The sequence below is a fragment of the uncultured Pseudoxanthomonas sp. genome, assembly GCF_947498795.1.
Taxonomy (GTDB): Bacteria; Pseudomonadota; Gammaproteobacteria; order Xanthomonadales; family Xanthomonadaceae; genus Pseudoxanthomonas_A.
Genome location: NZ_CANMLQ010000001.1, coordinates 367752 through 393661, shown reverse-complemented (window position 1 = coordinate 393661; position 25910 = coordinate 367752). Strand labels below are relative to the sequence as shown.

The window sequence follows — 25910 nt, the reverse complement described above, 5'->3', positions numbered from 1 at the left end:
ACCGCGTTCAGGCCGTATCCTTGGCGGCCCTGCCGGAGTCTCCATGTCCCCCGCCCTGCGTCGCGCCGCCCCATGGCTTGTTCCCCTGATGCTCGTGCTGGCCGGCGGCAGCGTGCTGGTGATCTGGGTGGCGCTGGCGCTCTACCTCCAGCGGCAGGCGGGCTGGATGGCGCTTGCCGTCGCGCTCGACATCGTGCTGGTGCTGCGCCTGTGCGGCATGCCCGCCGGCGCGCGCCGTGCCGTGTTGGGCGGCGTGGCCACCGTCGCGATCTCCCTGCTGGCGCTGTGGACCATCGCCGCCACCCAGATGGGGTTTGCCTTCGGGCTCAATCCGTGGGATTCGGTGCTGAAGCTGGGCGCGCACCATGCCTGGACACTGGTGTCGCTGACCACCTCCCCGCTGGACGCCGCGGCGCTGGTGGCGGCGCCGCTGCTTGCGGCCTGGTGGACGCGCTGACGCGGAGCGGCGGGCTCAGTGCCCGCCGTCCAGCGCCTTCAGTTCGCTGACCAGCGCATTGGCCATCTCGCTGCCGTCGCCGTACAGCATGCGGGTGTTGTCGGCGTAGAACAGCGCGTTCTCGATGCCGGCGAAACCGGTGCCCTTGCCGCGCTTGATGACGATGGTGTTCTTCGAGTTCACCACGTCGAGGATGGGCATGCCGTAGATCGGGCTGGCCGGGTCGGTCTTCGCCACCGGATTCACCACGTCATTCGCGCCAATCACCAGCGAGACGTCGGTGTTGGCGAACTCGGGGTTGATGTCGTCCATGTCGGCGATCAGGTCGTAGGGCACGCCGGCTTCGGCGAGCAATACGTTCATGTGGCCGGGCATGCGGCCGGCGACCGGGTGGATGGCGAACTTCACCTTCACCCCGCGATCCATCAGCTTCTGCGACAGCTCCCAGATCTTGTGCTGCGCCTGCGCCACGGCCAGGCCGTAGCCGGGCACGATCACCACGCGTTCGGCGTAGGCCATCATCGCGGCGACGTCGGCGGCCTCGATGGGCTTCATCGATCCGCCGATCTCCTGCATCGCCGCACTGCCGCCACCGAAGTTGGAAAACAGCACATTGGTGATCTTGCGGTTCATCGCCTTGGCCATCAGCCGCGTCAGCAGCATGCCGGCCGCGCCGACCATGGTGCCGGCGATGATGAGCGCTTCGTTGCCGAGCACGTAGCCTTCGAAGGCGACCGCCAGGCCGGTGAAGGCGTTGTAGAGCGAGATCACCACCGGCATGTCGGCGCCGCCGATGGGCAGCGTCATCAGCACGCCGAGCGCCAGCGACAGCACGAAGAACGCGATGATCCACGGCATCGCCAGGGTGGTCAGCGCCATCACGCCGCTGGCGATGGCGGCCAGCGCCACCAGCGCGTTGAACCACTGCTGCCCCGGGAAGGTGTAGCGCTTGTCCATGCGCCCGTCGAGCTTGGCCCAAGCGATCACCGAGCCGGTCAGCGAGACCGCGCCGATCAGCGCGCCGATGACCGCCAACGACAGCGTGAACGTCGACGGCGCCGGCTCACCGGCGGAGTAGCGCACCAGTTCCACCGCACCGATCGCCGCGGCCGAACCGCCGCCCATGCCGTTGAACAGCGCGACCATCTGCGGCATGTCGGTGATGGCGACCTTCTTGCCCCAGACCCAGTTCAGGCCGACGCCGATCACGATGGCCGCGATCATCAGGCCGATGTTGTGCAGCCCCGGCAGGAAGAACGTGGCGATCGTGGCGATCAGCATGCCCACGCCGGCCCACTGGATGCCGCTGCGCGCGGTCTTGGGACTGGCCATGCGCTGCAGGCCCAGCAGGAACAGCGTGGCGGCCACGAAGTAACTCAGTTTCACCAGCGTCAACGCACTCATGCACGGCTCCCTTCGGACGACGATGCGGGTGGCTTGTCCACCCGATGGTGCTCACGCATCTCAATCGCGGTCTTGAGCAGGCCGACCATGCCCAAGCCGAAGGCCACCAGGCCCAGCGACAACTGGTTCACCACCGTCGTGTCGGCCAGGTATGCGCCGAACAGCCCGGCCACCATCGGGGTGACGGTGTAAAAAGACAGCAGCACCAGCATCCAGCGCCCCTTGCGTGGGTCCTGCCAGACGCGTTTCGACAACGCGTTCTGCGTGCGGGTCGGATCCTGCAGGGAAGACAGGCCGATACCGATGCCGGCGTACAGCAGCACATAGTTCCAGTCGTCGTACACCGCCGCCCAGCTCCCGCTGCCGGCCATTGCGAGCGTCCAACCCGACTTCGCCGCGTACCCCAGCGCCACCAGCAGCGCCGGGTACTGGAGGTAGCTCAACCCCTGGAATACGTCGCGCGCAGTGCGCGCAGGCGCGGGAACGATGGGCATGCTGCTCACTTGCCACCCGCGGGCTTGCTGCTCTTGAACATGTCCAGCATGCGCTCGGTGACCACGTAGCCGCCGGCCGCGTTGCCCGCGCCCTGCAGGACGGCGATGAAGCCGATGGCTTTTTCCAGCGGGGTGTCGGCGTGGCCCAGCACGACCATCGCGCCGATCAGCACGATGCCGTGGATGAAGTTGGAGCCGGACATCAGCGGCGTGTGCAGGATCACCGGCACCCGCGAGATGATCACGTGGCCGGCGATGGCCGCCAGCATGAAGATGTACAGCGCCACGAACCCGTCGCTCATCCGCTCCTCCACCTCGTCCACGTTGTCGATGCACGGGCGTCGGCCGGTGCTTCCGCATCATAACCGTACCTGAACCCGCGCGTGGGCGGCGCTGCCGCGTCAACCGACGACGCCTCGGGGCGTTTCCTTGCCTGCACCGCCCCATCCCACCGAGGAGTCCACCATGAAGCGCACGTCATTGCTCGGCCTGACCGTACTGCTGCTGACTGCCACCGGCACCGCCGTCGCCGGCGATCGCGGCGACCGCATCGACCATCGCCTGGACCGCAAGGGCGACCGCATCGAACAACGGACCGACGCGCGCGGCGACCGTATCGAGCGGCGCTTCGACCGCAGTGCGCAGTGGGCCGACCATCATGGTCACTCCCGCGCCGCGAACCGGTTGGAACGCCGCGGCGACCGCATCGATACCCGGCTGGATCGCAAGGGCGAACGGGCCGAGGCGCGCTGGGACCGCCGTGGCGATCGCATCGACCGGCGCCTGGACCATCGCGGCTGATCCACAACGCGACCGCTAAGCTATGTTGGTGAGCACCGCCCCGAGCCCGCCGCCGGAAACGTCGTCGCCCGCCCCGCTGGCGACGACGATCGAGCGTTTCCTGGCCGATATCGGACCCCGCGCGTTCCGGTTCGCCGAAGCCGGCCTGCGCGATCGCGAGGACGCGCTCGATGCGGTGCAGGACGCGATGATGAAGATGCTGGCCTATCGCGAGAAGCCGGCCGAAGAATGGTCACCGCTGTTCTGGAGCATCCTGCGCCGTCGCATCGTCGACCTGCAGCGCCGCGCCGGCTTCCGCCTGCGCTGGCTGATGCCCACGGGCGATCGCGGCGAGGAAGGACCGGTGGACTGGGCGCCCGACCACGGCGCAGGGCCGGCGCAGGCCCACGATCAGCGCGAGGCGTATACCCGCCTGGTGCAGGCATTGCGCGGCCTGCCCGCGCGCCAGCGCGAGGCGTTTACCCTGCGCGTGCTGGAAGAACTGGATGTGGCCGACACCGCGCGCGCGATGGGCTGCTCGGAGGGATCGGTGAAAACCCACCTGTCCCGCGCGCGCGAGGCCCTGCAACGGCAACTTGAGGAATTCCGATGAACCCCGCCCCTGACATCGACCAGTACGCGCGTCGCCTGCACCAGGCGTCGCTGGCGCAGGTCTCACCCCAGACCCTGATGCACCTGCGGAACGCCCGCCACGAGGCCGGGCGGCAGGCCGCGCCGGCCGGTGCGCGCCACCGTGGGCGTTGGCTGGTGGCCACGGCCTTTTCCGCGGTGCTGGCGGTCGGTGTCGGTCTGCAATGGCTGCCCCGCGGCCCGGTGCCGCCCGCGCCGGAGACCGTTGCCGGCGAGAGCGAGGGCGACCTCACTGCGGAGGAACTCGGCGTGGCCAGCGCGTACGACGAAGACCCCGAACTGTATCTCTGGCTGGCGTCCGCCGACGCACAGCCCCTTGCCATGGAGTCGACCCCATGAAGGCCGCTGCCCTTCGCATCCTCGCCCTCGGCGTCCTGCTGGCCAGTGGCCACGTGCTCGCGCAGTCCGCACCCGCGCCGCTGCCGACCTGGGAGAAGCTGACGCCCGAACAGCGTGAAGCCCTGATCGCACCCGTGCGCGACCGCTGGAACCGGGAGCCCGGCGATCGCGGCCGCATGCTCGAACGCGCCCAGCGCTGGCAGGCGATGACGCCGGAACAGCGTGCGCAGGCGCGGCACGGCATGAAGCGCTTTGAGGGCATGAGTCCCGATCAGCGCCGGCATGCGCGCGCCCTGTTCGCACGCATGAAGACGCTCAGCCCCGAGCAGCGCGAGGCCTTGCGGAACGAGTGGAAAAAGATGACGCCCGAACAGCGCGAGGCGTGGATGCGCGACAACGCACCGCCGCCGCGTGACCGTGACCGTGATCGGAACCGGCGGCCGGAACGCTGACGTCCGGCGTCAGGCGGCCGCCTGCGTGGCCGGCCGATCCGGCCATACCGTCTTCGCCAGCAATTCATCGCTCCAATCGAACTGCAGCGCACCGTCCCTGACGAACAGGGCGACGAAGTTCAGCATGTTGCGGGCGTACATCTCGCTCGCATGCACCGCACCCAGGCTGGCGAGGTTGAGCGGACCGGCGATGGTCACGCCGTGGTGCGCGTAGGTATCGCCCGGGCGCGTCAGTTCGCAGTTGCCGCCGGTCTCGGCCGCCAGGTCCACGATAACGCTGCCCGGCTTCATGCCGTCGACCATCGCAGTGGTGACGATCTTCGGTGCCGGACGCCCGGGGACGGCGGCCGTGCACACCACCACGTCGATGCCCTTGAGGTGCTCGGCCAGCCGTTGTTGCTGCAGCGCGCGCTCTACGTCCGTCAGTTGCCGCGCATAGCCCCCTTCGCCCGCCGCGCTGACGCCGAGGTCGAGGAACTTGCCGCCCAGCGATTCGATCTGCTCGCGCGTCTCCGGACGCACGTCGAACCCTTCGACCTGCGCACCCAGGCGCTTGGCGGTCGCAACGCCCTGCAGGCCCGCGACGCCCGCCCCGACGATCAGCACCTTGGACGGACGGATGGTGCCGGCGGCCGTGGTCAGCATGGGAAAGAAGCGGGGCGCCAGCTGCGCCGCGATCAGCACCGCCTTGTAGCCGGCCATGCCGGCCTGCGAACTCAGCACGTCCATCGCCTGCGCACGCGTGGTGCGCGGCAACCGCTCCAGCGGGAATGCCTGGATACCATTCGCCTGCAGCGCAGCGGCACGCGCCGGATCGGCAGTGGGTTGCAGTACGCCGACCAGCGTGGCGCCCCGCTTGAAGCCTTCGATGGCGCCGGCCGACGGCGGTTGCACGCACAGCAGCAGGTCGGCGCCGGCGCGGCCCGCATCGTCCACGAGTTCGGCGCCCGCGTCGGCGTAGGCGCTGTCGATGAAGCCCGCGCCGTCGCCCGCTCCGCGCTCCACGGCCACCCGTGCGCCCGCGGCGATCAGCTTGCGCACGGTTTCCGGCGTCGCGGCCACGCGGCGTTCGCCCTCGGCGGCTTCCTTCAGTACCCGAACTTCGACCGCCATTGCGCCCCTCGTCGTTAGGTCATCCGTGCCGCGATGCTAACAGAGCGCGGCAAGGCCGCGCGGCGCGGATTCCCTTACGCCGGGGCGGCGGCCGACGGCGCCGGTTCCAGGCGCTCGATCACGCCCTGCATGGCGCTGTCGAACGCGTCCTCGCTCTGGTGGGTGCGCAGGCGTCCCAACCGCACCATCGCCGCGAGTTCTTCGGGCGAGGCGACGCAGAAGCGCACGCCGCGGCGGTTGACGAACAGCAGGCGCGAGGAGATCGGGCTGACCCACGACAGCTTGCCCGCCTGCACCTTGTTGTCCTTGTCGATGAAATCCAGCCAGGTACCGATGGGCAGGCCGCGGAAATGGTCCGCATCGCTGTGGTCGAAATCGAGCGTATCCGCCCCGCCGACCAGCTGGATGGACGCGCTCTCCTCTTCCACGACGGGCTTGGGCAACACGACCTGCGGCAGCTCGGGCAACGCGCGCTCCAGGTCCGGACGCGCGGCAGCCACGGCCTGCAGGGTGTCGTGCAGCGCATCCACCGCGCCGGCGGCCGCATCCTGGTTCATGCCGACGCTGGCGAACACCTTCAGCATCTGCGCACGCCAGGCCTGCAGCCACGGCTTGCCGACCACGTGGCGCTGCGCTTCGGTCAGTTCCTCGAGCACGCCGTCGGCCAGCGCCAGTGCTTCGCGCAGGCCGTCGCCCTCGTCGCCCTCGCGCAGGACCGTCATGGTGACGTGGTGCGCCCACGGCTGGCGCAGGAAATCCTCGATGGCCTGCGGCACGCGCCGGCCCGAGAGGCGCTCGTCCAGCTCGGACGTCATGCGCGCACGCGCGGCTTCCAGGCGTTCCTGGCCGCGCTGGATCTCGGCGGCACGACGCTCGGCGATCTCGATACGGCGGCGGTGCTGCTCGAGGTAGGCGCGGAATTCCTCTTCCAGGGTCAGGAAGATCGCGAGATTCTCGTTGAACTCGGCGACCAGGCGATCGACGACTTCCTCGACCTTGGTCAGCAGCGTGCGCTCGGCGGCGCTTTCGCCGTTGTTGCCCTCGCAGGCTTCGGCCAGCACGTTGAGCAGGCGCCGTGCGGGATGGGTCTTCTGCACGAACATGCGACGGTCGAGCAGGGCCACCTTCACGAACGGGACGACCAGACGACCGATCAGCTCGCGCGGCCGGCCCTCCAGATCGCGCTCGTCCAGCATCACGTCGAACAGCATGCCCACCAGGTCGATGGCATCTTCATCGACCGGTGCGAGGCGCGCCTGCGACGGATCCACGCCGAGTTGCGTGGCGCTGCTGAGCACTTCGTTCTTGAGCCGCTGCGAGAGCGACTCGCCGGTGTCGCCGATGGCTGCGCGCAGCGTGGCGCTGGGCGACGCCTGCAGCAGGGACAGCACCGAAAGCATTTCGCGCTGCGACAGGTCGCGCTGGCGCGGATCGGCCGCGCGCGGTGGCGGCGCATCGCCGGCATCGCGACCCCGGCGTGATTCCTGCAGCAGATGGTGCAGGGCTTCCAGCAGCACGCCCTGGGCACCGGGGGCCCCGCCGTAGCCGGGCGGCACATCGCCGAATGCGCTCGCAGCCGGCGCGGCCTGGCTGGCCTGCAGTCCGCGGCTGACGCCCGCCATGCGGTTGAGGAAGCGCGCGGCCCACGCCGGCGCCCCGGGGTCCTCGCCATCGGCCGCCGCATCGTTGACGGCGTCGAACTCCTGCGCGGGCGCGCCCGTGGACGAGGGCGACGGCGCGCGGCGCGCAGGCAGTTCCGGCATCACGCCGACCTGCATCAGGCGCTGGTCGAGCGAGGCGTAGATGCGGGCGATGGCCGGCACGAAGTCGCGCTCGCACAGCTTGATCACCACCAGCCGGACATCGGCCGCCAGGTCACAGGCAGCGAACGCCTGGTGCACGGCCACGCCGATATGCTCGGGGCCGATCGGGTTGAGATCGGCATCCAGCGTGATGTCGCCGGCGATCCAGCCGAGCCGTCGGTCAAGCCGCGCAAGCACCGGCTTGCAGTCGCGCATGATCACGCTGGCGAAATTGCGGACGGCCAGGCGCGATTCGAGTTCCTGTTCCGAGACCAGGCTGAGCGTGTCTTCCGCCGACTCCAAGAACACCCGCTCGCTCGGCACCGGCTGCCCGGCCTCGAAGGCCTTCCACGACCGCTGCAGTTGCCCGCGGAAGCGGCCGATGATGTCCTCGCGGCGACGGCGCAGTTCGCGCATGGCGTCGAGGAAGGCCATCTGCGAGGGACCGGCCCGTTCCGCCCTGTCGAACAGGGCGTCGTCGAAACGCCCCAACGCGACCGCGAACGCATCCACCAGCGGCGGGATCGCGGCATCGCGTGCCTGCTCCAGCAGGCGCGTATCGCGCCCGGGGCGGTCGGCGAGGTTGGGGACGTTCGACATGCGCAGGGTTCCCCGCCCCGGAGGGCGAAAGGGAGTGGGGGGATGCGGACGGGGATCCGCAGCGACATCGTAGGAAATCCGGCTGACGGACTACCGTGATGGCATCGGCAGTTTGACGCTGCGCAACAGGGCGCCGCGCAGAAAACCGTTGCGGCACGCCGCTTGCATGGGGGGCGAGGTTGTCACAATCAAGCCTGTGCCGGTGCGGCCAGGCGGTCGACCACGCCCTGCATGGCGCTGTAGAACGCGTCCTCGTCGCGGTGCATGCGCACGCGGCCCAGCTGCGCCATCACCACCAGCTCCTGCACCGACGCCACGCAGATGCGCGAACCCGAGCGGCTGACGAACATCATGCGGCGCGAGAAGGGGCTGATCCAGCTCAGACGGCCCGCCTGCACGCGATGATCCTTGTCGACGAAGTCCAGCCAGCTGCCTTCGCGCAAGTGCTGGAAATAGTCCGTCATCACCGGGTCGAGATGCTCGAGCCCCTCGACCCATTCGTGGGTTTCCAGCAACCCGGGCAGCAATGGCGCCTGCACGACGGGCGCAGGCGGTTCGACGGCCGCCTCGGTGGCCGCGGCCTGCGGGGTCACCAGTGCATCGAACAGCCGCTCGCGCAAGATCGCGATGGCGGCCCGCGACTGCCCCGAGGCCATCCACATCGGTTGCAGCCAGTCCATCGCCGCATGCCAGCCGCGCACATCGTCGCGGATGTGGGCATCGGCGACGGCCTGCAGCAGGCCATCCAGCATCATCGGGGCCGCCTTGGGCTTGCCCAGCCCCTCCATGCGCGCGGCATAGGCGGGCCAACTTTCCTTCAGCAGCCGCCGTATCGGGGCCGGGATGTCCTGCGGCTGCAGGCGGTCTTCGAGTTGCGAGGCGAACCGCGCGACCAGGTCCGCTTCCGCGTCCTTGGCCTGCTGTTCCGCCGCGAGCGCCTGCTCGACCTGTTCCGCCTCGCCACGATAGCGTGCGTAGAACGCGTTGAATTCCGCGCGCGCCAGGCGGAACACCGACTGGCTTTCGTCGAAATCCGCGACCAGTCGCTGCACCGTGTCCTTGACCTTCTCCAGCAACAGGCGCTGCGACTCGGTCTGCCCCGGATTGCCGTCACATGCCTCGACCAGGACGTTGAGCAGCCGGCGCGCGGGATGGGTCGCATGCAGGAACAGCTTGCGGTCCTGCAGCGCGACCTTGGTCATCGGCGCCATCAGCCGGCCCAGAAGCTGGACCTGTTCGCTGGTCAGGTGGCTTTCCCGGAAGATCACTTCGAACAGCATGCCGACGAGGTCGACGACGTTTTCGTCCGCCTCGGAGATCGCCACGGCCTCGGGTGCGACGCCGAGCTGCGCGGCCTGCAGGAAGATCTGCTGCTTGAACGCCGCCTGCAGTCGGTCCGGCCGGGCGAGGATCTCCGCGTGCACCTCGGCGGGCGCGATCTGCAGCAGCGTCAGGGCGACGATCAGTTCACGCTGTGACAGCGAGGTGCGTTCAGCCGGGCGCGCGACGCCCTGGTTGCGGGCGCGCTGCAGGCGCGATTCTTCCAGCAACTGGTGGAGCGCGGGCGGCAGCGAGGCGGTCGCGTCCGGGCCGGTGGCCGCCTCGGCGTCACCGTGGTCCCAGGACACGAAGAACCGCGTCATCCAGTCCGGTTCGCTGGTCGCCTCGTCGCCGGCGGACGGAATCGCCAGCGCCCGGCGCATGCGAGGAGACGAGGTGTCCTGCGCCCCCAGCCTGCGGACCAGGCGCGCGTGCATGGATTCGTAGATGGGCCCGACCAGTTCCACGAGTTCGCGCTCGCAGCACTGCATGGCCAGCGCCCGCACGTTGCCGGGCAAGGCCGCGCGCGCGAATCCCTGGTAGGCGGCCATCGCGATGCGCGCCGGCGAATAGGGTCCCAGGCCGGGATCCAGCCGCACCCCCATGTCAAGCCAGGTCAGGTAGCCGTTCAGGCGCAACAGCTCGGACTGCCACTCGCGCGCGATCACCTCCGCGAGATGTTCGGTGGCCAGGCGGACATCAAGTTCGTCCTCCTCCACCAGGCCCAGGCTGGCGCCGGTCTTCTCCGTGCCGAACTGCGCCGGTGCCTGATCGCCCGTCGCCGCTGCCTGCCATGCCGCGTCGAGGTCCTCGCGGAATCCGCGCAGGATGGCCTCGCGCCGTTCACGCAGCGCCAGCAGGCCGTCGAGATAGGGGCCACGGTCCACCTCGCTCTGTTCCAGGCGATCCAGCATCGGCTGGCGCAGGCCGTCCACCACATCGGCGAACGCGGCCTGCAGCGGCGGCTGCATCGCGTCGCGCAGCAGCTCGACGAGCTGGTGGCCGGAGGTGGGAAGGGGCGGTGGCGTGGCGGGCATTGCGTCGTTCGGTCGGCCAGGTTGTCCGCTGCGACCCGTCCTGCAGTGAGGAGCCGTGCGTGGCGCGGACCGTGGTGCATCCGCTGCGATTAAACTCATGCACCGCTAATGTGCACTGAATCCCACTATAAGGCGCCTCGATGCTCACTGAAAGTCTGTTGCAGGGATTGGACGCGCGACGCTCCGTACCTTCCAAGCAATTGGGCGAACCCGGCCCGGACCGTGCGACCCTGCTCCGCATGCTGGCCTCCGCGGTCCGCGTCCCCGACCACGGCAAGCTGGTGCCGTTCCGCTTCATCCATCTTCACGGCGATGCGCGCCATGCACTGGGCGATGCGCTGGCGGCGCGCACCCGTGCGCTGGACCCCGGTGCGCCCGATGCGGCGGTGGAGAAGGACCGCAGTCGTTTTTCCAGCGCCCCGGACATCGTCACCGTCGTCGCGCGCCTCACGCCCGACCACAAGGTGCCCGAGCAGGAACAACTGCTGACGGCCGGCAGCGTCTGCTTCGCCCTGCTGCAGGCCGCGCAGGCGTTCGGCTTCGGCGCGCAATGGCTGACCGGATGGATGGCCTATGACGCGCACGTGGCGCAGCGGCTGGGGCTCGTGCAGGACGAGAGGATCGTGGGCTTCATCCACATCGGCACGCCGCGGCTGCTGGCGCCCGAGCGGGAGCGGCCGGACCCCGCCGCGCTGTTGACCGTCTGGAATCCCGATGCCTGATCCGTCGCACCCGCGCCCGCTGTACCTGGTGGATGCGAGCCTGTACGTGTTCCGCGCCTGGCATTCGATGCCGGATGAGTTCCAGGACGCCGACGGCTGGCCGACGAATGCCGTGCACGGGTTCGCGCGCTTCCTGCTCGAGCTGCTGGAGAAAGAGCGGCCCGCGCACATCGCCGTCGCCTTCGACGAAGCCCTCGACAGCTGCTTCCGCAACCGGCTGTACCCCGCCTACAAGGCCAACCGCGACCCTGCACCGGAAGAACTGCGGCGCCAGTTCACCCACTGCAAGGCACTGTGCGCCGCGCTGGGCCTCAGCGTGCTGGCGCATGGCGAGTACGAGGCGGACGACCTGATCGGCAGTGCGCTCCACGAAGCGCGGCCACGGGGATTCCGCGGCGTCATCGTGTCCGCCGACAAGGATCTGTCGCAGTTGTTGCAGGAACACGACGAGCAGTGGGACTTCGCGCGCGGGCAGCGCTGGGGCGCCGCCGGCGTGAAGGCGCGCCATGGCGTGGAGGCGCGGCAGATCGCCGACTACCTGGCGCTGACGGGCGATGCGGTGGACAACATTCCCGGCGTCACCGGTATCGGCGCCAAGTCGGCCGCGGTACTGCTGGCGCATTTCGGCGACCTCGACACCCTGCTCGCGCGGATGGACGAGGTCGCGTTCCTGCGCCTGCGCGGTGCCGCCACGCTGGCCGTGCGGCTGCGCGAGCAACGCGAGCACGCGCTGCTGTGGCGGCAGCTCACGACCATCGCGCTGGATGCGCCGCTGGGCGACATCGGCGCGGGCCATGCGCGCGGCCAGGCGGACGGCGACATGCTGGCCGGACTGTCCGATGCCTTGCGCTTCGGCCCGATGACGCGACGCCGCCTGCGCGTGGCGGCAGGACTGGAACCGCCGGCGTACTGACCGTCTGTCAAACGTCATCGGCAACCGATAGCATCGCCGCATGGACAAACGCGACGACGACAAGCGAAAGGTGCCCGCCAGCGTGGTCTGGCAGGGCAAGTACCAGCGCATGATGGTGCGCGGCACCTGGGAATACGTGGAGCGCGCGCACGCAGGCGGACTGGCGGCCATCATCATCGCGGTGACACCGGACGACGAAGTGCTGTTCGTCGAACAGTTCCGCGTGCCGCTGCAGGCGCGCACGATCGAGATGCCGGCCGGCCTGGTCGGCGACATCCACGCCGGCGAGTCGATCGAGGTGTCCGCGGTGCGCGAGCTGGAGGAAGAAACCGGCTGGACCGCCGACCATGCGGAGGTGCTGATGATCGGCCCCACCTCGTCGGGCAGCAGCAGCGAGCGGATCGCCTTCGTGCGTGCCACCGGCCTTCGCAGGGTCGGCGAAGGTGGCGGCGATGGCGACGAAGACATCACGGTGCACGCCATCCCGCGCGTGCGGGCAGCCGCCTGGCTGGCGCAGAAGATCGGCGAGGGCTATGAACTCGACGCCAAGCTCTGGGCCGGCCTGTGGATGATCGACCACACCCTCGACGGCACGCCGCGCAGCTGACCGCTACGTCGCGTTGACGCCGTATCCCGCCAGGCGCCAGATGCCGCTTTCCTCGCGGCGCAGCGTGATGACTTCGCGATGCGGCGTTCCACGTCCGCCGAACGACACCGCGAATTCCAGCATCGCGTACGTCCCCGGCAACTGGTCGGCGCGCGTGGCGGGCCGACCCACTCGCACCGCTGTCCAGCGGCGCCCGGTGCCGCGACCGAGCACGTCGTGCCGGTGCGCCAGCGAATGGATGAAGGCATCGCGCGGCATCGAGTGCCGGATCGCATCCGACGCCGCGTCCCACAGCACGCCGTGATGACCCTGTTCGATCGCCTGGATGAAACGCATCGCCGCCATGCCCAGCCGCGGGATGTCGACATCCTCCAGCCCGATCCTGCCCTCGCCCGCCTGCCCTGCTTCCACCATCGCCCTGCACGTCCGCATCGTCTGGTCGCCGCCACGCGACCGGCCGCGAGGCACCCCTCCGTCTCGTTCGCAGGTGGATGCGGCGACCGGACAGCCTGCGTGCAGCCCTGAGGGGCCGTCGCTCTAGGCTCCGGCGAGATGCTTGCGGAAGAACGCCAGCGTCCGTTGCCAGGAGAGTTCGGCGGCCGCGGCGTCGTAGCGCGGCGTGGTGTCGTTGTGGAACCCGTGGTTCACGCCGGGATACATGTGCGCCGTGTACGCGACGCCGGCGTCCTTGAGCTGCTGTTCGTACGTAGGCCACCCCGCGTTGACGCGCGTATCCAGCTCGGCAAACTGCAGCAGCAGCGGCGCGCGGATGCGCGATGCTTCCTCCGCCGACGGCTGGCCGCCGTAGTACGGTACGCCGGCATCGACGAGCTCCGGCAGGCGCGCGGCCAGCACGTTGGTCACCAGCCCGCCGAAGCAGAAACCGACCACGCCGAGCTTCCCGTTGCCGCGCGGCAGCGCCTGCGCGAAGCGCGCGGCGGCTTCGAGATCGGCCATGACCTTCGCGCGGTCCAGCGTGGCCTGCAACTCACGACCCTTGTCGTCATTGCCGGGATACCCGCCCAGCGGATACAGGGCGTCCGGCGCGAACGCGATGAAACCGGCCACGGCAAGACGACGCGCGACATCCTCGATGTACCGATTCAGTCCGCGGTTCTCGTGCACCACCAGCACGACCGGATACGGTCCCGGCTCGCGCGGCATCGCCAGCAAGCCGCGTCCTTCGCCATGGCCCTGCGGTGCCGGGAACGTGCGGTAGACCGTGGTGATGCGCGGATCGTCCGCGGCCACCTGCTCAGCGAACGCGTACTGCGGCGCCAACGCCGCGAGCAACGCGGCTGCCGTCGTACCGCCGACGGCGAACCGGGCCGCACCCGACAGGAAGCCGCGCCGGTCGATCCGGCCGTGGACGTAATCGTCGTACAGGTCCAGCAGGCGCTGGTCGAAGGCGGAAGCGGTGGCGCGCGACGAATCCATGAGCTTCTCTCCGGTGCGGCGGTGGCCCGTCAGGCGAAGGCGTCCGTCGCGCGCACCAGCGCGTCGACGTTCTCGGCCTCGAACGCGGAATGACCGGACGCCGGCGTGATCTCGAGCTTCGCCTTCGGCCAGGCCTTGTGCAGCTCCCACGCGTTGGCGACCGGGCAGACCACGTCATAGCGGCCATGCACGATCACGCCCGGGATGTCGGCGATGCGCGATGCGTCGCGCAGCAACTGGTCTTCGACCTCAAAGAAGCCGCCGTTCACGAAGTAATGGTTTTCGATGCGCGCGAACGCGAGCGCGAACTCCGGCTCTTCGTGGCCGCTGACGAAATCCGCATCGACGTGCAGGAAGCTGGTCGCGCCTTCCCACACGCTCCACGCCTTCGCCGCCGCCAGGCGCGTGGCCTTGTCGTCGGAGGTCAGTCGGCGATGGAACGCCGAGATCAGGTCGTGGCGTTCGACCGACGGAATCGCGGTGACGTAGTGCTCCCACGCGTCGGGGAACAGACGGCTCGCGCCTTCCTGGTAGAACCATTCCAGCTCCCAGCGCCGCAGCATGAAGATGCCGCGCAGCACCAGCTCGGTCACGCGCTGCGGGTGCGCTTCGGCGTACGCCAGCGCCAGCGTCGAACCCCAGCTGCCGCCGAACACCTGCCAGCGCTCGATGCCGAGCTTGTCGCGCAGTTTCTCGATGTCGGCCACCAGATCCCAGGTGGTGTTGCCTACCAGGTCCGCATGCGGCGTGGAGCGACCGGAGCCGCGCTGGTCGAACAGCACGATGCGGTACTTCGCGGGATCGTGGAAGCGGCGCATCTTCGGGCTGCAGCCCGCGCCCGGGCCGCCGTGCAGCAGCACCACCGGCTTGCCCTGCGGGTTGCCGCACTGCTCGTAGTACAGCTCATGGCGGTCATCGACCTTCAGCGTGCCGGTGTCGAAGGGTTCGATATCGGGGTACAGCGTGCGCATGGGCAGCCCGTCCTGGAGGAAAGCGACAGTCTAGCGGCTCGCGTCCTGCGCTTCCGTGACGCGCCCGAGGGTCACGCGGTCCCGCTGCTCCAGGTCCGTCTCCGTGGCCACGTCGATGAAACCCGCGGCGGTCATGAGCGCGCGGATCGCCGCGCCCTGGTCCCACCCGTGCTCCAGCAGCAGCCAGCCGCCGGGCATGAGGTGCGCCGTTGCGTCGCCCACGATCTCGCGGATCGCCTCCAGCCCGTCCGCACCCGACGACAGGGCCGTCGAAGGCTCGAAGCGCAGGTCGCCCTGTGCCAGGTGCGCGTCGCCGTCGGCGATGTAGGGCGGATTGCTCGCGACCAGGTGGAAGCGTTCGCCCTGCAGCGGCGCCCACCAACTGCCGTGGCGGAATTCGACGTTGGCGATGGCGTTCGACACGCCGTTCGCGCGTGCGACGGCCAGGGCCTCTGCGCTGACATCGGTTGCCACCACCTGCGCCTGCGCTCGCTCGCTCGCCAGCGACAGCGCGATCGCACCGGTGCCGGTGCCGAGGTCCGCGATGCGCAACGGCCTGTCCGCCGGCAGGCGCTCCAGCGCCAGTTCGACGAGGCGTTCGGTTTCCGGGCGCGGGATCAGCGTCGCAGGCGACACCTGTAGGTCGAGCGTCCAGAAGCCGCGACGCCCGACCAGGTAGGCCACCGGCTCCCCGGCAATCCGGCGCGCCAGCAGCGCGTCGAACGCCGAGGCGTCCGCGTCCGCCAGCGTGGCGTCGCCATGCGCAAACAGCCAGGCGCGGTCGCGGCCGATCACGTGCAGCAGCAGTTGCTCGGCTTCGTGCCGGGCGTCCGGGCCGGCCAGTCGGCTCGCGGCGGCGCGCAGGGCGTGGTCGAGACGGAGGGATGCGGTAGCGGACATGGCACGCATGGTACCGGGCGGCGGTACCCCCACGCTCGCGCATCGCCGCGACGCACCATCATGGTGCTCAATGGCGTATGGAGCGCTCGGGGCTTCTCGCAGTGCCGGCAATGGCCTCGTTTGGACGTGGGCCGGCAAGGGAGCTCTTGAAGCGTCCTGATCCAGTCAGATCGCCATCAATATAAGTAACTGAAAAATTTGAGTTTTTGTTCGGATCTTGTTGAACGCATGTGCCGACCCCACCTATTGATAGCCAAAGACTATCTATTCAATTCCATCAATCGATTTGAGATATAAATAGTCGCTGCCTACCATGGCGCCATCGCTTCACCACACCCACTCCACTCACGAGGATCTTCCATGTCCCTGATCAACACCGCGGTCCAGCCGTTCAAGACCACCGCCTTCCACAACGGCGAATTCGTCGAAGTCACCGATGGCACCCTGAAGGGCAAGTGGTCGGTCCTGATCTTCATGCCGGCCGCCTTCACCTTCAATTGCCCGACCGAAGTGGAAGACGCCGCCGCCAACTACGCCGAGTTCCAGAAGGCCGGCGCCGAGGTCTACATCGTCACCACCGACACGCACTTCTCGCACAAGGTGTGGCACGAAACCTCCCCGGCGGTGGGCAAGGCCCAGTTCCCGCTGGTCGGCGACCCGACCCACCAGCTGACCCGCGCGTTCGGCGTGCACATCGAGGAAGAAGGCCTGGCCCTGCGCGGCACCTTCGTCATCAACCCGGAAGGCGTCATCAAGACCGCCGAGATCCACAGCAACGAGATCGCCCGTGACGTGTCGGAAACCCTGCGCAAGCTGAAGGCCGCGCAGTTCACCGCCGCCAACCCCGGTCAGGTCTGCCCGGCCAAGTGGAAGGAAGGCGCGCAGACGATCGCCCCGTCGCTGGACCTGGTCGGCAAGATCTAAGCGTCACCGCAGTACCGGCGCTCCCGCACGCGGATGCGCCGCCGCCACACCGCATCACGCCACCTCCGGGCCACAGGCCCGGAGGATGGCTTGGACGTTTGCAGCAGCGGCATGCGCCGCTCGCCGGTTCCCTCCTCCCTGACCGGCTCCCTCCCCCCCGGCGCATGCCGCTCCTGCAAACGCCTGACTTCCCCTCCTCCCCGTTCTCTTCCCAGAATCCCTCCACGGAGACGTTCGCCATGCTGGACGCCAATCTGAAGACGCAGCTCACCGCCTACATGGAAAAGGCCGTGCGCCCGATCCACATCACCGCGCAGCTTGACGACAGCGCCGGCTCCGCCGAGCTGCAGGCGTTGTTGAAGGACCTGCAGGATGTCTCCGACAAGATCACCGTTACCGAGCAGCGTGGTGGCGAACGCACGCCGTCGTTCTCGCTGACCTCGCCTGGGCATGACATCCACCTGACCTTCGCCGGTCTGCCGATGGGCCACGAGTTCACCTCGCTGGTGCTGGCACTGCTGCAGGTCGGCGGCCATCCGTCGAAACTCGCGCAGGACGTGATCGAACAGATCCGCTCGCTCGATGGCGAATACCGCTTCGAAACCTATTTCTCGCTGTCGTGCCAGAACTGCCCGGACGTCGTGCAGGCGCTGAACCTGATGGCGGTGCTGAACCCGAAGATCCAGCACGTCGCCATCGACGGCGCGCTGTTCCAGCAGGAAGTCGAGCGGCGCGAAGTGATGTCGGTGCCGACGATCTTCCTCAACGGCGAGGTGTTCGGCGCCGGCCGCATGGGCGTGGAAGAAATCGTCGCCAAGCTCGACACCAACGCCGGCAAGCGCGATGCCGAGAAGATCAAGGCCAAGGCGCCCTACGACGTGCTCGTCGTCGGCGGTGGCCCGGCCGGCGCCGCCGCCGCCATTTACGCTGCGCGCAAGGGCATCCGCACCGGCGTGGCGGCCGAACGCTTCGGCGGCCAGGTGCTGGACACGATGGCGATCGAGAACTTCATTTCCGTGCCGTATACCGAAGGCCCGAAGCTCGCCGCTGCGCTGGAGCAGCACGTCAAGGACTACCAGGTCGACGTGATGAACCTGCAGCGCGCGGAGAAGCTCGTTCCCGCCGGACAGGACGGGCTGATTGAGGTACAGCTCGCCAACGGCGCCTCGCTGAAGTCGAAGACCTTGATCCTCTCCACCGGTGCCCGCTGGCGGCAGATGAACGTGCCCGGCGAGGACGAGTACCGCAACAAGGGCGTGGCCTACTGCCCGCACTGCGACGGTCCGCTGTTCAAGGGCAAGCGCGTGGCGGTGATCGGCGGCGGCAACTCCGGCGTCGAAGCGGCGATCGACCTGGCCGGCATCGTCGCCCACGTGACCCTGATCGAGTTCGACAGCCAACTGCGTGCCGACGATGTGTTGCAGCGCAAGCTCCGCAGCCTGCCGAACGTGCGCATCGTCACCAGCGCACAGACGACGGAAGTACTGGGCGACGGCAACAAGGTCAACGGCCTGGTCTACAAGGACCGCACCGGCGGCGATACGCACCGCGTCGAACTGGAAGGCATCTTCGTGCAGATCGGCCTGCTGCCGAACACCGAGTGGCTGAAGGGCGTGGTCGCGCTGAGCCCGCGCGGCGAGATCGTCGTCGACGACCGCGGCCAGACCAGCGTGCCGGGCGTGTTCGCGGCCGGCGACGCCACCACCGTGCCGTACAAGCAGATCGTCATCGCCATGGGCGAAGGTTCGAAGGCCGCGCTGAGCGCCTTCGACCACCTGATCCGCACGTCGGCCCCGGTGGCAACCCCGGACGCTGTCGCGGCATGATGCGCGGGCGCGGGCCGTGCCATGGTCCGCGCCGCGTCGCCGCACGGCGGTTCCCTGAGGGAGGAGTTCCATGAATCTCCGCGACCTGAAGTACCTGGTGGCGCTGGCCGACCACAAGCATTTCGGCCGCGCCGCCGCCTCGTGCTACGTCAGCCAGCCCACGCTGTCGACCCAGATCAAGAAGCTGGAAGACGAACTGGGCGTGCCCCTGGTCGAACGCGCGCCGCGCAAGGTCATGCTGACGCCCGCCGGGCGCGATGCCGCCGACCGCGCACGCCGCATCGTGGCCGAGGTCGAGCAGATGAAGGAAGCGGCGCGCCGCAGCCAGGACCCGGAAGCCGGCACGGTACGGCTGGGATTGTTTCCGACGCTGGGACCCTACCTGCTGCCGCACGTGGTGCCGCAGCTGCGCGCGCGTTTCCCGCACCTGGAGTTGCTGCTGGTCGAAGAAAAAAGCGATGTGCTGCTGTCGCGCCTGCGCGAAGGCAAGCTGGATGCCGGCCTGCTGGCGCTGCCGATCACCGACGACCAACTGCATACCGAATTCCTGTTCGAAGAACCTTTCGTGCTGGCGGTGCCGGAATCGCATCCCTTGGCGCAGCGCGAATCCCTGACGCTGGCCGAACTGTCGCAGCAGCAGTTGCTGCTGCTGGAAGACGGACATTGCCTGCGCGAGCAGGCGCTGGATGTCTGCCGCCTCGCCGGCGCCAACGAAAAATCGGAGTTCCGCGCCACCAGCCTGGAAACGCTGCGCCAGATGGTCGCCGCGGATGTCGGCATCACCCTGCTGCCGACCTTGGCGGTCAAGCCGCCGGTGGCGCGCTCGCAGAACATCCACCTGTTGGGCTTCAGCGATTCGCACCCGAGCCGGCAGATCGCGATGGTGTGGCGGAAGAGTTCGGCGATGAGCGATTTCCTGCTGCAGCTGGCGCGCGTGTTCCGCGAACTGCCTCCCAGCCTCTTCGAGCCCGATACGGGCGGCGCGCAACCGCCGGCCGGACGCCCCACGCCGCGCGCGCGCGCGGCTTGAACCAAGCCACCTTCCGGGCTACGGTAGGGCGGCAAACAGGACTCCGATGGGCGGCGCGGCGACGCGTCGCCCGTTTCCTTTTGCGCGACCCCAAAATCCACAGAGGACCCCGATGAACAACACCCGCACCAGCGGCCTGCCGCCCTCGCTTCCCCCGCTCGTCGTGTCCAGCCGCGATCTGTCGCGCCTGGAAGCCCTGCTCGACACGCCCGTGCTGCGCCGGCACCCGGCAGCGCTCGCGCTGATGGACGAACTGAACCGCGCCGACGTGCGCACGCCGGACCGGATGCCGGACAACGTGGTGACGATGCACTCGCGCGTGGAGTGCGACGACGAACTCACCGGCGAACACCATCGCCTGACCCTGGTATATCCCCACGAAGCGAACGTCGAGACCGGCCTGGTCTCCGTCCTCGCGCCCGTCGGCAGCGCGCTGCTGGGGCTATCGGTGGGGCAGACGATCGATTGGCAGGCGGCCGGCAACCGGTCACTGCGCCTGCGGGTCACCTCGATCGAGTACCAGCCGGAAGCGAGTGGCGACCTGCATCGCTGATTGCTTGCTGGATCGACATGCAGACTGGTGGCGCCGGCCGATGTTGCGACGCTCCAACGCCAAGGCTCGCAGCGATTTTATGTGTGGTGGACGATGGTGCCAGCGACACAAAGCCTCTCCCACAAGGCCATCAAAGGCAAAACCCTTCGCGGCTATTGCAGCCGCAAGTGAAAACAAAAACCGGACTCCGTTGCCCCTCACCCCAACCCCTCTCCCGCAGGGAAAGGGGCTTGAAACCCTCTCCGCGAGGAGCCGCACCATGCCAAAACAAAGCCAATTTCAGCCTTCCACCACAAGCCTTCGCGCTGGACGACAAGGCATACTTGTCCTCCCCGTCCTGTTCCCCTGCCGAGCCACCGCATGAACTCCGCCACGCCCAGCAAACTCCAGCAACTCCGCGAACTATCCGTCGTCGTCGCCGACACCGGCGATTACGACGCCATCAAGCGCCTCAAGCCCGTGGACTGCACCACCAATCCCACGCTGGTGAAGAAGGCGCTGGACCTGCCGGTGTACGCCGACCTGATCGAAGAACACCTCGCCTGGGCGCGTGCGCAGGGTGGCGGCGAAGCGCTGGTGGACGAGGTGGTCGATCGCCTGACCGTCGGCGTCGGCGCGAAGCTCGCCGGCCTGATTCCCGGCCGCGTTTCCACCGAGGTCGATGCCGACCAGGCCTACGACACCGCAGCCACCATCGCCAAGGCACGCAAGTTCGTGCAGATGTACGCCGACCAGGGCATCGGCCGCGATCGCATCCTGATCAAGGTCGCTTCCACCTGGGAAGGCGTGGAAGCCGCACGCGTGCTGCAGGCCGAAGGCATCGACTGCAACCTCACCCTGATCTTCAACCCCACCCAGGCGATCGCCTGCGCGGAGGCCGGCGCGTTCCTGATCTCGCCGTTCGTGGGCCGCATCCTCGACTGGTACGTGGCCAACGGGAAAGCGCCGGCGAACATCGATGAGGATCCGGGCGTGGTGTTCGTGCGAGGCGTCTACGCCGAATTCAAGCGGCGTGGTTCCCCCACCGTGGTGATGGGTGCATCGTTCCGCTCCACCGCGCAGATCGAAGCGCTGGCCGGTTGCGACCGCCTGACCATCTCGCCGGACCTGCTGGAAAAGCTGGACCAGGAGCACGGCGACCTGCCGCGCAAGCTGTCACCGACGTCCGCCGAGGCGGGCGCTGCGGCGCCGGTGACGGCCGACAGCTTCGCCGCCGCGATCGAGGCCGATCCGATGGCGAAGGAAAAGCTCGCCACCGGCATCGACGCCTTCGCCAAGGACCTGGCTGCACTGCGCACGACCATCCGCGAGAAACTGACCGCGTGAATCTGCGCACCCTCCTGGTGATCGCCATCCTGGCCTGCCTGGCGGGGTGGTGGTTCTCGGAGAAGCGGGAAGGTCCACGGGCGCCTGCTGCGCCGGGCGACATCGCCTTGGCCTGCCCGTTGCCGCCCCGCGTGGCATCGGGCGAGCCGCCCTTGCAGACGGATGTGCCGGACAGCCTTGCGCCGTTCGCGCTGGATGCCGCCACGCTGACGCCGCTCGCCGGCTTCAGCGTGGAAGCCCGCGTCCTGTCCCGCGAGGACTACCGCAGCGGCCGCGAGTCGGACCTGTCGCCGACCGACCTCGCGCTGGGGTGGGCACGCATGACCGAAGATGTGGTGATCGACGCGCTGGACATCAGCCAGTCCTCGCGCTGGTACCGCTATCGCTGGAGCGACCAGGCGCCGCTGCCGCCGCAAGAAATCGCGAGCAGCAGCGCCAACATGCACATGATCCCGGGCAACGATGCCGTGGCGCGAATGCTCGCGGGCGTTCGCCAGGGCGAGCGCGTGCGGATCGATGGCTGGCTGGTGGAAGCGAACGCGTCCGATGGCTGGCGCTGGCGCAGTTCCACCCGCCGCGACGACACCGGCGGCGGAGCCTGCGAAGTCGTCTACGTGTGTGGCATCACCCGACTGTAGGAAAAGAGCGCTCGTGGGAGCGACGCAAGTCGCGAACTGCCAGGGCAAGCTCGGACGGATTCGCGACTTGCGTCGCTCCCACGACCGCGTTACTCAGGCGTCCAGCCCGATCGGACAGCTCACACCCGTACCGCCCAGGCCGCAGTAGCCATTCGGGTTCTTGGCCAGGTACTGCTGGTGATAGTCCTCGGCGTAGTAGAACGGCGGTGCCGGATACACGACCTCGGTGGTGATGTCGCCGTAGCCAGCCGCCTTCAACTGCTGCTGGTAGGCCCGGAGGCTCGCTTCGGCGGTCGCCTTCTGCTCCGGTGTATGGCAATGGATGCCCGATCGGTACTGCGTCCCGACGTCGTTGCCCTGGCGCATTCCCTGGGTGGGGTCGTGGCTCTCCCAGAACACCTGCAGCAGACGCTCGAACGACACCTGTGCCGGGTCGTAGACCACTCTCACCACTTCGTTGTGGCCGGTCTGGCCGGAGCAGACTTCCTCGTAGGTCGCGTTGGGCGTACCGCCGCCGGCGTATCCGACCGACGTGCTGTATACACCGGGCACGTTCCAGAACTTGCGCTCCGCGCCCCAGAAACAGCCCAGTCCGAACTCGACCTGCTGCAGGCCCTCGAACGCATCGCGCAGGGGGTGTCCGTTGACGAAATGCGCGTTGTGCAGCGGCAGCGGCGTGCTGCGACCCGGCAGCATGTCTTCCGCGCGCGGCATGCGCTGCTTGTAGGCTCCGATACCCAGCATGGCGAACCTCTCGTGTCGGCGGAAAGCGGATCAGGCGGGCAGGATGCCCAGACCTTCTTCATCGCCTTCCGATATGGGGCCATCGCCACGCGAATCCAGCCCCAGCGCCTTCACCACGTCCTCGGCCTGCGGCAACGCCGTGTCGGGCACGCAGACCCGCAGCACGCCGAACAGGGGCAGTTCGCCCATGCCGCCCAGCAACGACTCGCCGAAGACGAAGGCCGGGATCGCCGCCTCCTCCAACGCGTGCTTAACCAAGTGGGCATCGAACAGGTTGTCGGCCAGGTAGACCACGCGCATGGATGTGTCCTCCGACGCCAGCCTACACCGGGCGTCCGCTACAGGGGCGCGCGCACCGCATCGGTGGCCGCGACCGATTCAGTTTCCGCCGCGGCCGCCTCGCGCCATTCCCGCACGGCCGGCAGCGCGAACAGCGCGTCCATGTACGCGCGCGCGCCAGCGTCCACCTGCACGCCGTAGCCGTCGAAGCGGATCGCCACCGGCGCGTACATCGCGTCGACGATGCCGAAGTCGCCACACAGGAACACGCCGTTCCGGCTGTGCGCCTCGCGAAGCTGGCGCCACAGTGCCTGCACGCGGTCGATGTCGCGTTGGGCGGCGGCATCCCAGCGGTACGCATCGGGTACGCGCCGACTGTTCATCGGCAGCTGCGTGCGCAGTGCGACGAAGCCCGAATGCATCTCCGCCGCCGCGGCGCGGGCCAGCGCGCGTGCCGCGAGGTCCGCTGGCCAGCCCCGGCCCTCGAGCCAACGCTCGTTCGCGTACTCGCAGATCGCCAATGAATCCCATACCTGCACGTCGCCATCCTGCAGGGCGGGCACCTTGCCGGTCGGCGAATGCCGGCGGACCGCGTCGGCGAAGCCCGGCGTGTCCAGCAGAAGACGGACCTCATCGAATGCCACGCCGAAGTGCCGCAGCAGCAGCCACGGGCGCAGCGACCAGGAGGAGTAGTTCTTGTTGCCGATGACGAGCGTCGGAAGGCTCATGCGGGGACCGGGTGCGCGATGGCTGTTCAGGATAGACCAGCCCGGGCGCCAGACCGGCTAAACTGGCGTTTTTCCACGCCTCCCGCCCCGATGTCCGATACCGCTGCCCCCTCCGCCCCCCTGTCTGACGATGCCGCCCCGGAAAAGCGGGACTTCATCCGCCAGATCGTGCGCGAGGACCTGGCCAGCGGTCGCCATGCCTCGGTGAAGACGCGTTTCCCGCCCGAGCCCAACGGTTACCTGCACATCGGCCACGCCAAGGCGATCTGCCTGGACTTCGGCATCGCCGCCGAGTTCGGAGGCGTCTGCAACCTGCGCCTGGACGATACCAACCCCGCCAAGGAAGACCCCGAGTACGTCCGCGCCATCCAGGACGACGTGCGCTGGCTGGGCTTCGACTGGCACGACCTGCGCCACGCCTCGGATTACTTCGAGGTGTTGTACCTGGCCGCCGAGAAGCTGATCCGCCAGGGCGACGCCTTCGTCTGCGACCTGAGCGCGGACGAAGTGCGTGCATACCGCGGCACGCTGACCGAGCCCGGCCGCAACTCGCCCTACCGCGACCGCAGCGTCGAAGAGAACCTGGACCTGTTCCGCCGCATGCGCGCGGGCGAGTTCCCGGACGGCGCACGCACGCTGCGCGCGAAGATCGACATGGGGAGCGGCAACATCAACCTGCGCGACCCGGCGCTGTACCGCATCAAGCACGTCGAACACCAGAACACCGGCAACGACTGGCCGATCTATCCGATGTACGACTACGCCCACTCGCTGAGCGACGCGGTGGAAGGCATCACTCATTCGCTGTGCACGCTGGAGTTCGAAGACCACCGTCCGTTGTACGACTGGTGCGTGGACAAGGTGGACCTGGCCGGCTCGCCGGACCTGGTCGCGCCGCTGCTGGCGAAGGGCCTGCCGAAGGAAGCGAGCAAGCCGCGCCAGATCGAGTTCTCGCGCCTGAACTTCAACTACCTGGTGATGAGCAAGCGCAAGCTGCTCGCGATGGTGGAAGACAAGCTGGTGGATGGCTGGGACGACCCGCGCATGCCCACGCTGCAGGGCATCCGTCGACGCGGCTACACGCCGGCGGCACTGCGCCTGATGGTGGACCGCGTGGGCATCAGCAAGCAGAACTCGCTGCTGGACATCTCCATCCTTGAGGGTGCGTTGCGCGAAGACCTGGATGCCGCCGCGCCGCGCCGCATGGCGATCATCGATCCGGTGAAACTGGTGCTGGCGAACCTGCCGGACGGCCACGAGGAAGCGCTGACGTTCTCCAACCATCCCAAGGACGAGTCGTTCGGCCAGCGCAGCGTGCCGTTCTCGCGCGAGCTGTGGATCGAGCGCGAGGATTTCGAGGAAGTCCCGCCGAAGGGCTTCAAGCGCCTCACCACGGGCGGCGAAGTGCGCCTGCGTGGCGCCGGCATCGTGCGCTGCGATGAAGTGATCAAGAACGACGCCGGCGAGATCGTCGAGCTGCGCGGCTGGCTGGACCCGGAATCGCGCCCGGGCATGGCAGGCGCCGAACGCAAGATCAAGGGCACCATCCACTGGGTCAGCGCGAAGCATGCGGTCGCCGCCGACATTCGTCTCTACGATCGGCTGTTCACCGTGCCCAATCCGGATGACGAGTCGGAAGGCAAGACCTACCGCGACTACATGAATCCGGAATCGCGCCGCACGGTGACCGGCTACGTGGAGCCCGCCGCGGCCAGCGCGGCGCCCGAGCAGTCGTTCCAGTTCGAGCGTATCGGCTACTTCGTCGCCGACCGCTACGACCACACGCCGGAGCGTCCCGTGTTCAACCGCAGCGTCACCCTGCGCGACACCTGGGCGACCAAGGCCTGAGGCCGGCCTCTTTCA

28 protein-coding genes are annotated in these 25910 nt (G+C 68.5%); 15 read left to right on the top strand and 13 right to left on the bottom strand.

Annotated elements, in window-relative coordinates; translation table 11 throughout:
• Positions 1-43 precede the first annotated feature (43 nt).
• Positions 44-457 (top strand): hypothetical protein, encoded by a 414-nt coding sequence (locus Q0907_RS01805; protein WP_299340951.1) that lies wholly within the window; start codon positions 44-46, stop codon positions 455-457.
• Positions 458-472: 15 nt separating this feature from the next.
• On the opposite strand, the gene Q0907_RS01800 is transcribed toward Q0907_RS01805, so the two are convergent.
• The 3 genes from Q0907_RS01800 to Q0907_RS01790 are packed head-to-tail and all read right to left on the bottom strand — an operon-like array spanning position 473 to position 2657.
• The gene (locus Q0907_RS01800; RefSeq protein ID WP_299340950.1) at positions 473-1861 is read right to left on the bottom strand and encodes an NAD(P)(+) transhydrogenase (Re/Si-specific) subunit beta; all 1389 of its coding nucleotides are present in this window, start codon (positions 1859-1861) and stop codon (positions 473-475) included.
• Positions 1858-2355 carry a hypothetical protein gene (locus Q0907_RS01795; protein WP_299340947.1) on the bottom strand — a complete coding sequence of 166 codons (498 nt, stop codon included), beginning with the start codon at positions 2353-2355 and terminating at the stop codon, positions 1858-1860. The genes Q0907_RS01800 and Q0907_RS01795 overlap by 4 nt, the downstream gene beginning before the upstream one ends.
• Positions 2356-2360: 5 nt before the next feature.
• Positions 2361-2657, bottom strand: a complete 297-nt coding sequence (locus Q0907_RS01790) for an NAD(P) transhydrogenase subunit alpha (RefSeq protein WP_299340945.1) — start codon at positions 2655-2657, stop codon at positions 2361-2363.
• A 163-nt stretch (positions 2658-2820) separates the two neighbouring features.
• Here Q0907_RS01790 and Q0907_RS01785 point away from each other — a divergent pair, with 163 nt between their 5' ends.
• The 4 genes from Q0907_RS01785 to Q0907_RS01770 are packed head-to-tail and all read left to right on the top strand — an operon-like array spanning position 2821 to position 4577.
• Positions 2821-3156: a hypothetical protein gene (locus Q0907_RS01785; protein ID WP_299340942.1), complete on the top strand. Its 336-nt coding sequence runs from the start codon at positions 2821-2823 to the stop codon at positions 3154-3156.
• Between the two features lie 22 nt (positions 3157-3178).
• A complete protein-coding gene (locus Q0907_RS01780; RefSeq protein ID WP_299340940.1) occupies positions 3179-3748 on the top strand; it encodes an RNA polymerase sigma factor in 570 nt (189 codons plus the stop codon).
• Positions 3745-4125 carry a hypothetical protein gene (locus tag Q0907_RS01775; protein ID WP_296282048.1) on the top strand — a complete coding sequence of 127 codons (381 nt, stop codon included), beginning with the start codon at positions 3745-3747 and terminating at the stop codon, positions 4123-4125. The genes Q0907_RS01780 and Q0907_RS01775 overlap by 4 nt, the downstream gene beginning before the upstream one ends.
• Complete coding sequence (locus Q0907_RS01770; protein WP_296282051.1) at positions 4122-4577, top strand: DUF3106 domain-containing protein; 456 nt, start codon at positions 4122-4124, stop codon at positions 4575-4577. The genes Q0907_RS01775 and Q0907_RS01770 overlap by 4 nt, the downstream gene beginning before the upstream one ends.
• 9 nt (positions 4578-4586) lie before the next feature.
• Here Q0907_RS01770 and Q0907_RS01765 read toward each other — a convergent pair whose 3' ends face one another.
• From Q0907_RS01765 to Q0907_RS01755, 3 genes are all read right to left on the bottom strand, one after another.
• A complete protein-coding gene (locus Q0907_RS01765) occupies positions 4587-5690 on the bottom strand; it encodes an NAD(P) transhydrogenase subunit alpha (protein WP_296282052.1) in 1104 nt (367 codons plus the stop codon).
• A 74-nt stretch (positions 5691-5764) separates the two neighbouring features.
• On the bottom strand, positions 5765-8092 hold the full coding sequence (locus tag Q0907_RS01760; RefSeq protein WP_296282055.1) for a DUF1631 domain-containing protein: 2328 nt from the start codon (positions 8090-8092) through the stop codon (positions 5765-5767).
• Between the two features lie 188 nt (positions 8093-8280).
• Entirely contained in the window at positions 8281-10449 is a 2169-nt protein-coding gene (locus Q0907_RS01755) for a DUF1631 family protein (protein WP_299340936.1), read from the bottom strand.
• Between the two features lie 140 nt (positions 10450-10589).
• On the opposite strand from Q0907_RS01755, the gene Q0907_RS01750 reads away from it, so the two are divergent.
• The 3 genes from Q0907_RS01750 to Q0907_RS01740 are packed head-to-tail and all read left to right on the top strand — an operon-like array spanning position 10590 to position 12691.
• Positions 10590-11171 carry a nitroreductase gene (locus tag Q0907_RS01750; RefSeq protein WP_296282058.1) on the top strand — a complete coding sequence of 194 codons (582 nt, stop codon included), beginning with the start codon at positions 10590-10592 and terminating at the stop codon, positions 11169-11171.
• Positions 11164-12084, top strand: a complete 921-nt coding sequence (locus tag Q0907_RS01745; protein WP_296282060.1) for a 5'-3' exonuclease H3TH domain-containing protein — start codon at positions 11164-11166, stop codon at positions 12082-12084. The genes Q0907_RS01750 and Q0907_RS01745 overlap by 8 nt, the downstream gene beginning before the upstream one ends.
• Before the next feature lie 40 nt (positions 12085-12124).
• Positions 12125-12691 carry an NUDIX hydrolase gene (locus Q0907_RS01740; protein WP_296282062.1) on the top strand — a complete coding sequence of 189 codons (567 nt, stop codon included), beginning with the start codon at positions 12125-12127 and terminating at the stop codon, positions 12689-12691.
• Between the two features lie 3 nt (positions 12692-12694).
• On the opposite strand, the gene Q0907_RS01735 is transcribed toward Q0907_RS01740, so the two are convergent.
• The 4 genes from Q0907_RS01735 to prmC form a co-directional block, all read right to left on the bottom strand.
• The gene (locus Q0907_RS01735) at positions 12695-13123 is read right to left on the bottom strand and encodes a DUF4019 domain-containing protein (RefSeq protein WP_296282064.1); all 429 of its coding nucleotides are present in this window, start codon (positions 13121-13123) and stop codon (positions 12695-12697) included.
• A 105-nt stretch (positions 13124-13228) separates the two neighbouring features.
• On the bottom strand, positions 13229-14128 hold the full coding sequence (locus Q0907_RS01730; protein ID WP_296282066.1) for a dienelactone hydrolase family protein: 900 nt from the start codon (positions 14126-14128) through the stop codon (positions 13229-13231).
• 29 nt (positions 14129-14157) lie between these two features.
• Positions 14158-15099: a prolyl aminopeptidase gene (gene pip, locus Q0907_RS01725; RefSeq protein ID WP_299340931.1), complete on the bottom strand. Its 942-nt coding sequence runs from the start codon at positions 15097-15099 to the stop codon at positions 14158-14160.
• 30 nt (positions 15100-15129) lie between these two features.
• Positions 15130-15999 carry a peptide chain release factor N(5)-glutamine methyltransferase gene (prmC, locus tag Q0907_RS01720; RefSeq protein ID WP_299340929.1) on the bottom strand — a complete coding sequence of 290 codons (870 nt, stop codon included), beginning with the start codon at positions 15997-15999 and terminating at the stop codon, positions 15130-15132.
• A 360-nt stretch (positions 16000-16359) separates the two neighbouring features.
• Between prmC and ahpC the strand changes: the two genes are divergently transcribed.
• The 6 genes from ahpC to Q0907_RS01690 all read left to right on the top strand — a co-directional run bounded on the left by ahpC (position 16360) and on the right by Q0907_RS01690 (position 22296).
• Positions 16360-16923: an alkyl hydroperoxide reductase subunit C gene (gene ahpC / locus Q0907_RS01715; RefSeq protein WP_142125842.1), complete on the top strand. Its 564-nt coding sequence runs from the start codon at positions 16360-16362 to the stop codon at positions 16921-16923.
• A gap of 239 nt (positions 16924-17162) precedes the next feature.
• The gene (ahpF, locus tag Q0907_RS01710; RefSeq protein WP_299340926.1) at positions 17163-18749 is read left to right on the top strand and encodes an alkyl hydroperoxide reductase subunit F; all 1587 of its coding nucleotides are present in this window, start codon (positions 17163-17165) and stop codon (positions 18747-18749) included.
• Between the two features lie 70 nt (positions 18750-18819).
• Positions 18820-19779: a DNA-binding transcriptional regulator OxyR gene (gene oxyR / locus Q0907_RS01705; protein ID WP_299340923.1), complete on the top strand. Its 960-nt coding sequence runs from the start codon at positions 18820-18822 to the stop codon at positions 19777-19779.
• A gap of 112 nt (positions 19780-19891) precedes the next feature.
• On the top strand, positions 19892-20332 hold the full coding sequence (gene rnk, locus Q0907_RS01700; protein WP_299340920.1) for a nucleoside diphosphate kinase regulator: 441 nt from the start codon (positions 19892-19894) through the stop codon (positions 20330-20332).
• A gap of 360 nt (positions 20333-20692) precedes the next feature.
• The gene (locus tag Q0907_RS01695; protein WP_299340917.1) at positions 20693-21658 is read left to right on the top strand and encodes a transaldolase; all 966 of its coding nucleotides are present in this window, start codon (positions 20693-20695) and stop codon (positions 21656-21658) included.
• Entirely contained in the window at positions 21655-22296 is a 642-nt protein-coding gene (locus Q0907_RS01690; protein WP_299340914.1) for a hypothetical protein, read from the top strand. The genes Q0907_RS01695 and Q0907_RS01690 overlap by 4 nt, the downstream gene beginning before the upstream one ends.
• A gap of 93 nt (positions 22297-22389) precedes the next feature.
• Here Q0907_RS01690 and msrA read toward each other — a convergent pair whose 3' ends face one another.
• From msrA to Q0907_RS01675, 3 genes are read right to left on the bottom strand one after another with little or no spacing between them, the layout of a single operon-like run.
• Positions 22390-23040: a peptide-methionine (S)-S-oxide reductase MsrA gene (gene msrA, locus Q0907_RS01685; RefSeq protein ID WP_299340912.1), complete on the bottom strand. Its 651-nt coding sequence runs from the start codon at positions 23038-23040 to the stop codon at positions 22390-22392.
• A gap of 30 nt (positions 23041-23070) precedes the next feature.
• The gene (locus tag Q0907_RS01680) at positions 23071-23340 is read right to left on the bottom strand and encodes a DUF2007 domain-containing protein (protein ID WP_296278214.1); all 270 of its coding nucleotides are present in this window, start codon (positions 23338-23340) and stop codon (positions 23071-23073) included.
• A gap of 38 nt (positions 23341-23378) precedes the next feature.
• A complete protein-coding gene (locus tag Q0907_RS01675) occupies positions 23379-24047 on the bottom strand; it encodes a glutathione S-transferase family protein (protein ID WP_299340909.1) in 669 nt (222 codons plus the stop codon).
• Positions 24048-24137: 90 nt separating this feature from the next.
• On the opposite strand from Q0907_RS01675, the gene Q0907_RS01670 reads away from it, so the two are divergent.
• A complete protein-coding gene (locus tag Q0907_RS01670) occupies positions 24138-25895 on the top strand; it encodes a glutamine--tRNA ligase/YqeY domain fusion protein (protein WP_299340907.1) in 1758 nt (585 codons plus the stop codon).
• Positions 25896-25910: the final 15 nt, after the last annotated feature.

Bases quoted from the DNA above. Each gene is read 5' to 3' on its own strand.
- Q0907_RS01740 (WP_296282062.1), top strand. From the start codon at position 12,125: ATGGACAAACGCGACGACGACAAGCGAAAGGTGCCCGCCAGCGTGGTC.
- Q0907_RS01680 (WP_296278214.1), bottom strand. From the start codon at position 23,340: ATGCGCGTGGTCTACCTGGCCGACAACCTGTTCGATGCCCACTTGGTT.
- Q0907_RS01780 (WP_299340940.1), top strand. From the start codon at position 3,179: ATGTTGGTGAGCACCGCCCCGAGCCCGCCGCCGGAAACGTCGTCGCCC.
- Q0907_RS01730 (WP_296282066.1), bottom strand. From the start codon at position 14,128: ATGGATTCGTCGCGCGCCACCGCTTCCGCCTTCGACCAGCGCCTGCTG.
- Q0907_RS01770 (WP_296282051.1), top strand. From the start codon at position 4,122: ATGAAGGCCGCTGCCCTTCGCATCCTCGCCCTCGGCGTCCTGCTGGCC.
- Q0907_RS01745 (WP_296282060.1), top strand. From the start codon at position 11,164: ATGCCTGATCCGTCGCACCCGCGCCCGCTGTACCTGGTGGATGCGAGC.
- Q0907_RS01735 (WP_296282064.1), bottom strand. From the start codon at position 13,123: ATGCGGACGTGCAGGGCGATGGTGGAAGCAGGGCAGGCGGGCGAGGGC.
- ahpF (WP_299340926.1), top strand. From the start codon at position 17,163: ATGCTGGACGCCAATCTGAAGACGCAGCTCACCGCCTACATGGAAAAG.
- Q0907_RS01775 (WP_296282048.1), top strand. From the start codon at position 3,745: ATGAACCCCGCCCCTGACATCGACCAGTACGCGCGTCGCCTGCACCAG.
- pip (WP_299340931.1), bottom strand. From the start codon at position 15,099: ATGCGCACGCTGTACCCCGATATCGAACCCTTCGACACCGGCACGCTG.
- prmC (WP_299340929.1), bottom strand. From the start codon at position 15,999: ATGTCCGCTACCGCATCCCTCCGTCTCGACCACGCCCTGCGCGCCGCC.
- Q0907_RS01675 (WP_299340909.1), bottom strand. From the start codon at position 24,047: ATGAGCCTTCCGACGCTCGTCATCGGCAACAAGAACTACTCCTCCTGG.
- Q0907_RS01750 (WP_296282058.1), top strand. From the start codon at position 10,590: ATGCTCACTGAAAGTCTGTTGCAGGGATTGGACGCGCGACGCTCCGTA.
- msrA (WP_299340912.1), bottom strand. From the start codon at position 23,040: ATGCTGGGTATCGGAGCCTACAAGCAGCGCATGCCGCGCGCGGAAGAC.
- Q0907_RS01805 (WP_299340951.1), top strand. From the start codon at position 44: ATGTCCCCCGCCCTGCGTCGCGCCGCCCCATGGCTTGTTCCCCTGATG.
- Q0907_RS01755 (WP_299340936.1), bottom strand. From the start codon at position 10,449: ATGCCCGCCACGCCACCGCCCCTTCCCACCTCCGGCCACCAGCTCGTC.
- ahpC (WP_142125842.1), top strand. From the start codon at position 16,360: ATGTCCCTGATCAACACCGCGGTCCAGCCGTTCAAGACCACCGCCTTC.
- Q0907_RS01765 (WP_296282052.1), bottom strand. From the start codon at position 5,690: ATGGCGGTCGAAGTTCGGGTACTGAAGGAAGCCGCCGAGGGCGAACGC.
- Q0907_RS01670 (WP_299340907.1), top strand. From the start codon at position 24,138: ATGTCCGATACCGCTGCCCCCTCCGCCCCCCTGTCTGACGATGCCGCC.
- rnk (WP_299340920.1), top strand. From the start codon at position 19,892: ATGAACAACACCCGCACCAGCGGCCTGCCGCCCTCGCTTCCCCCGCTC.
- Q0907_RS01695 (WP_299340917.1), top strand. From the start codon at position 20,693: ATGAACTCCGCCACGCCCAGCAAACTCCAGCAACTCCGCGAACTATCC.
- oxyR (WP_299340923.1), top strand. From the start codon at position 18,820: ATGAATCTCCGCGACCTGAAGTACCTGGTGGCGCTGGCCGACCACAAG.
- Q0907_RS01790 (WP_299340945.1), bottom strand. From the start codon at position 2,657: ATGAGCGACGGGTTCGTGGCGCTGTACATCTTCATGCTGGCGGCCATC.
- Q0907_RS01785 (WP_299340942.1), top strand. From the start codon at position 2,821: ATGAAGCGCACGTCATTGCTCGGCCTGACCGTACTGCTGCTGACTGCC.
- Q0907_RS01795 (WP_299340947.1), bottom strand. From the start codon at position 2,355: ATGCCCATCGTTCCCGCGCCTGCGCGCACTGCGCGCGACGTATTCCAG.
- Q0907_RS01800 (WP_299340950.1), bottom strand. From the start codon at position 1,861: ATGAGTGCGTTGACGCTGGTGAAACTGAGTTACTTCGTGGCCGCCACG.
- Q0907_RS01760 (WP_296282055.1), bottom strand. From the start codon at position 8,092: ATGTCGAACGTCCCCAACCTCGCCGACCGCCCCGGGCGCGATACGCGC.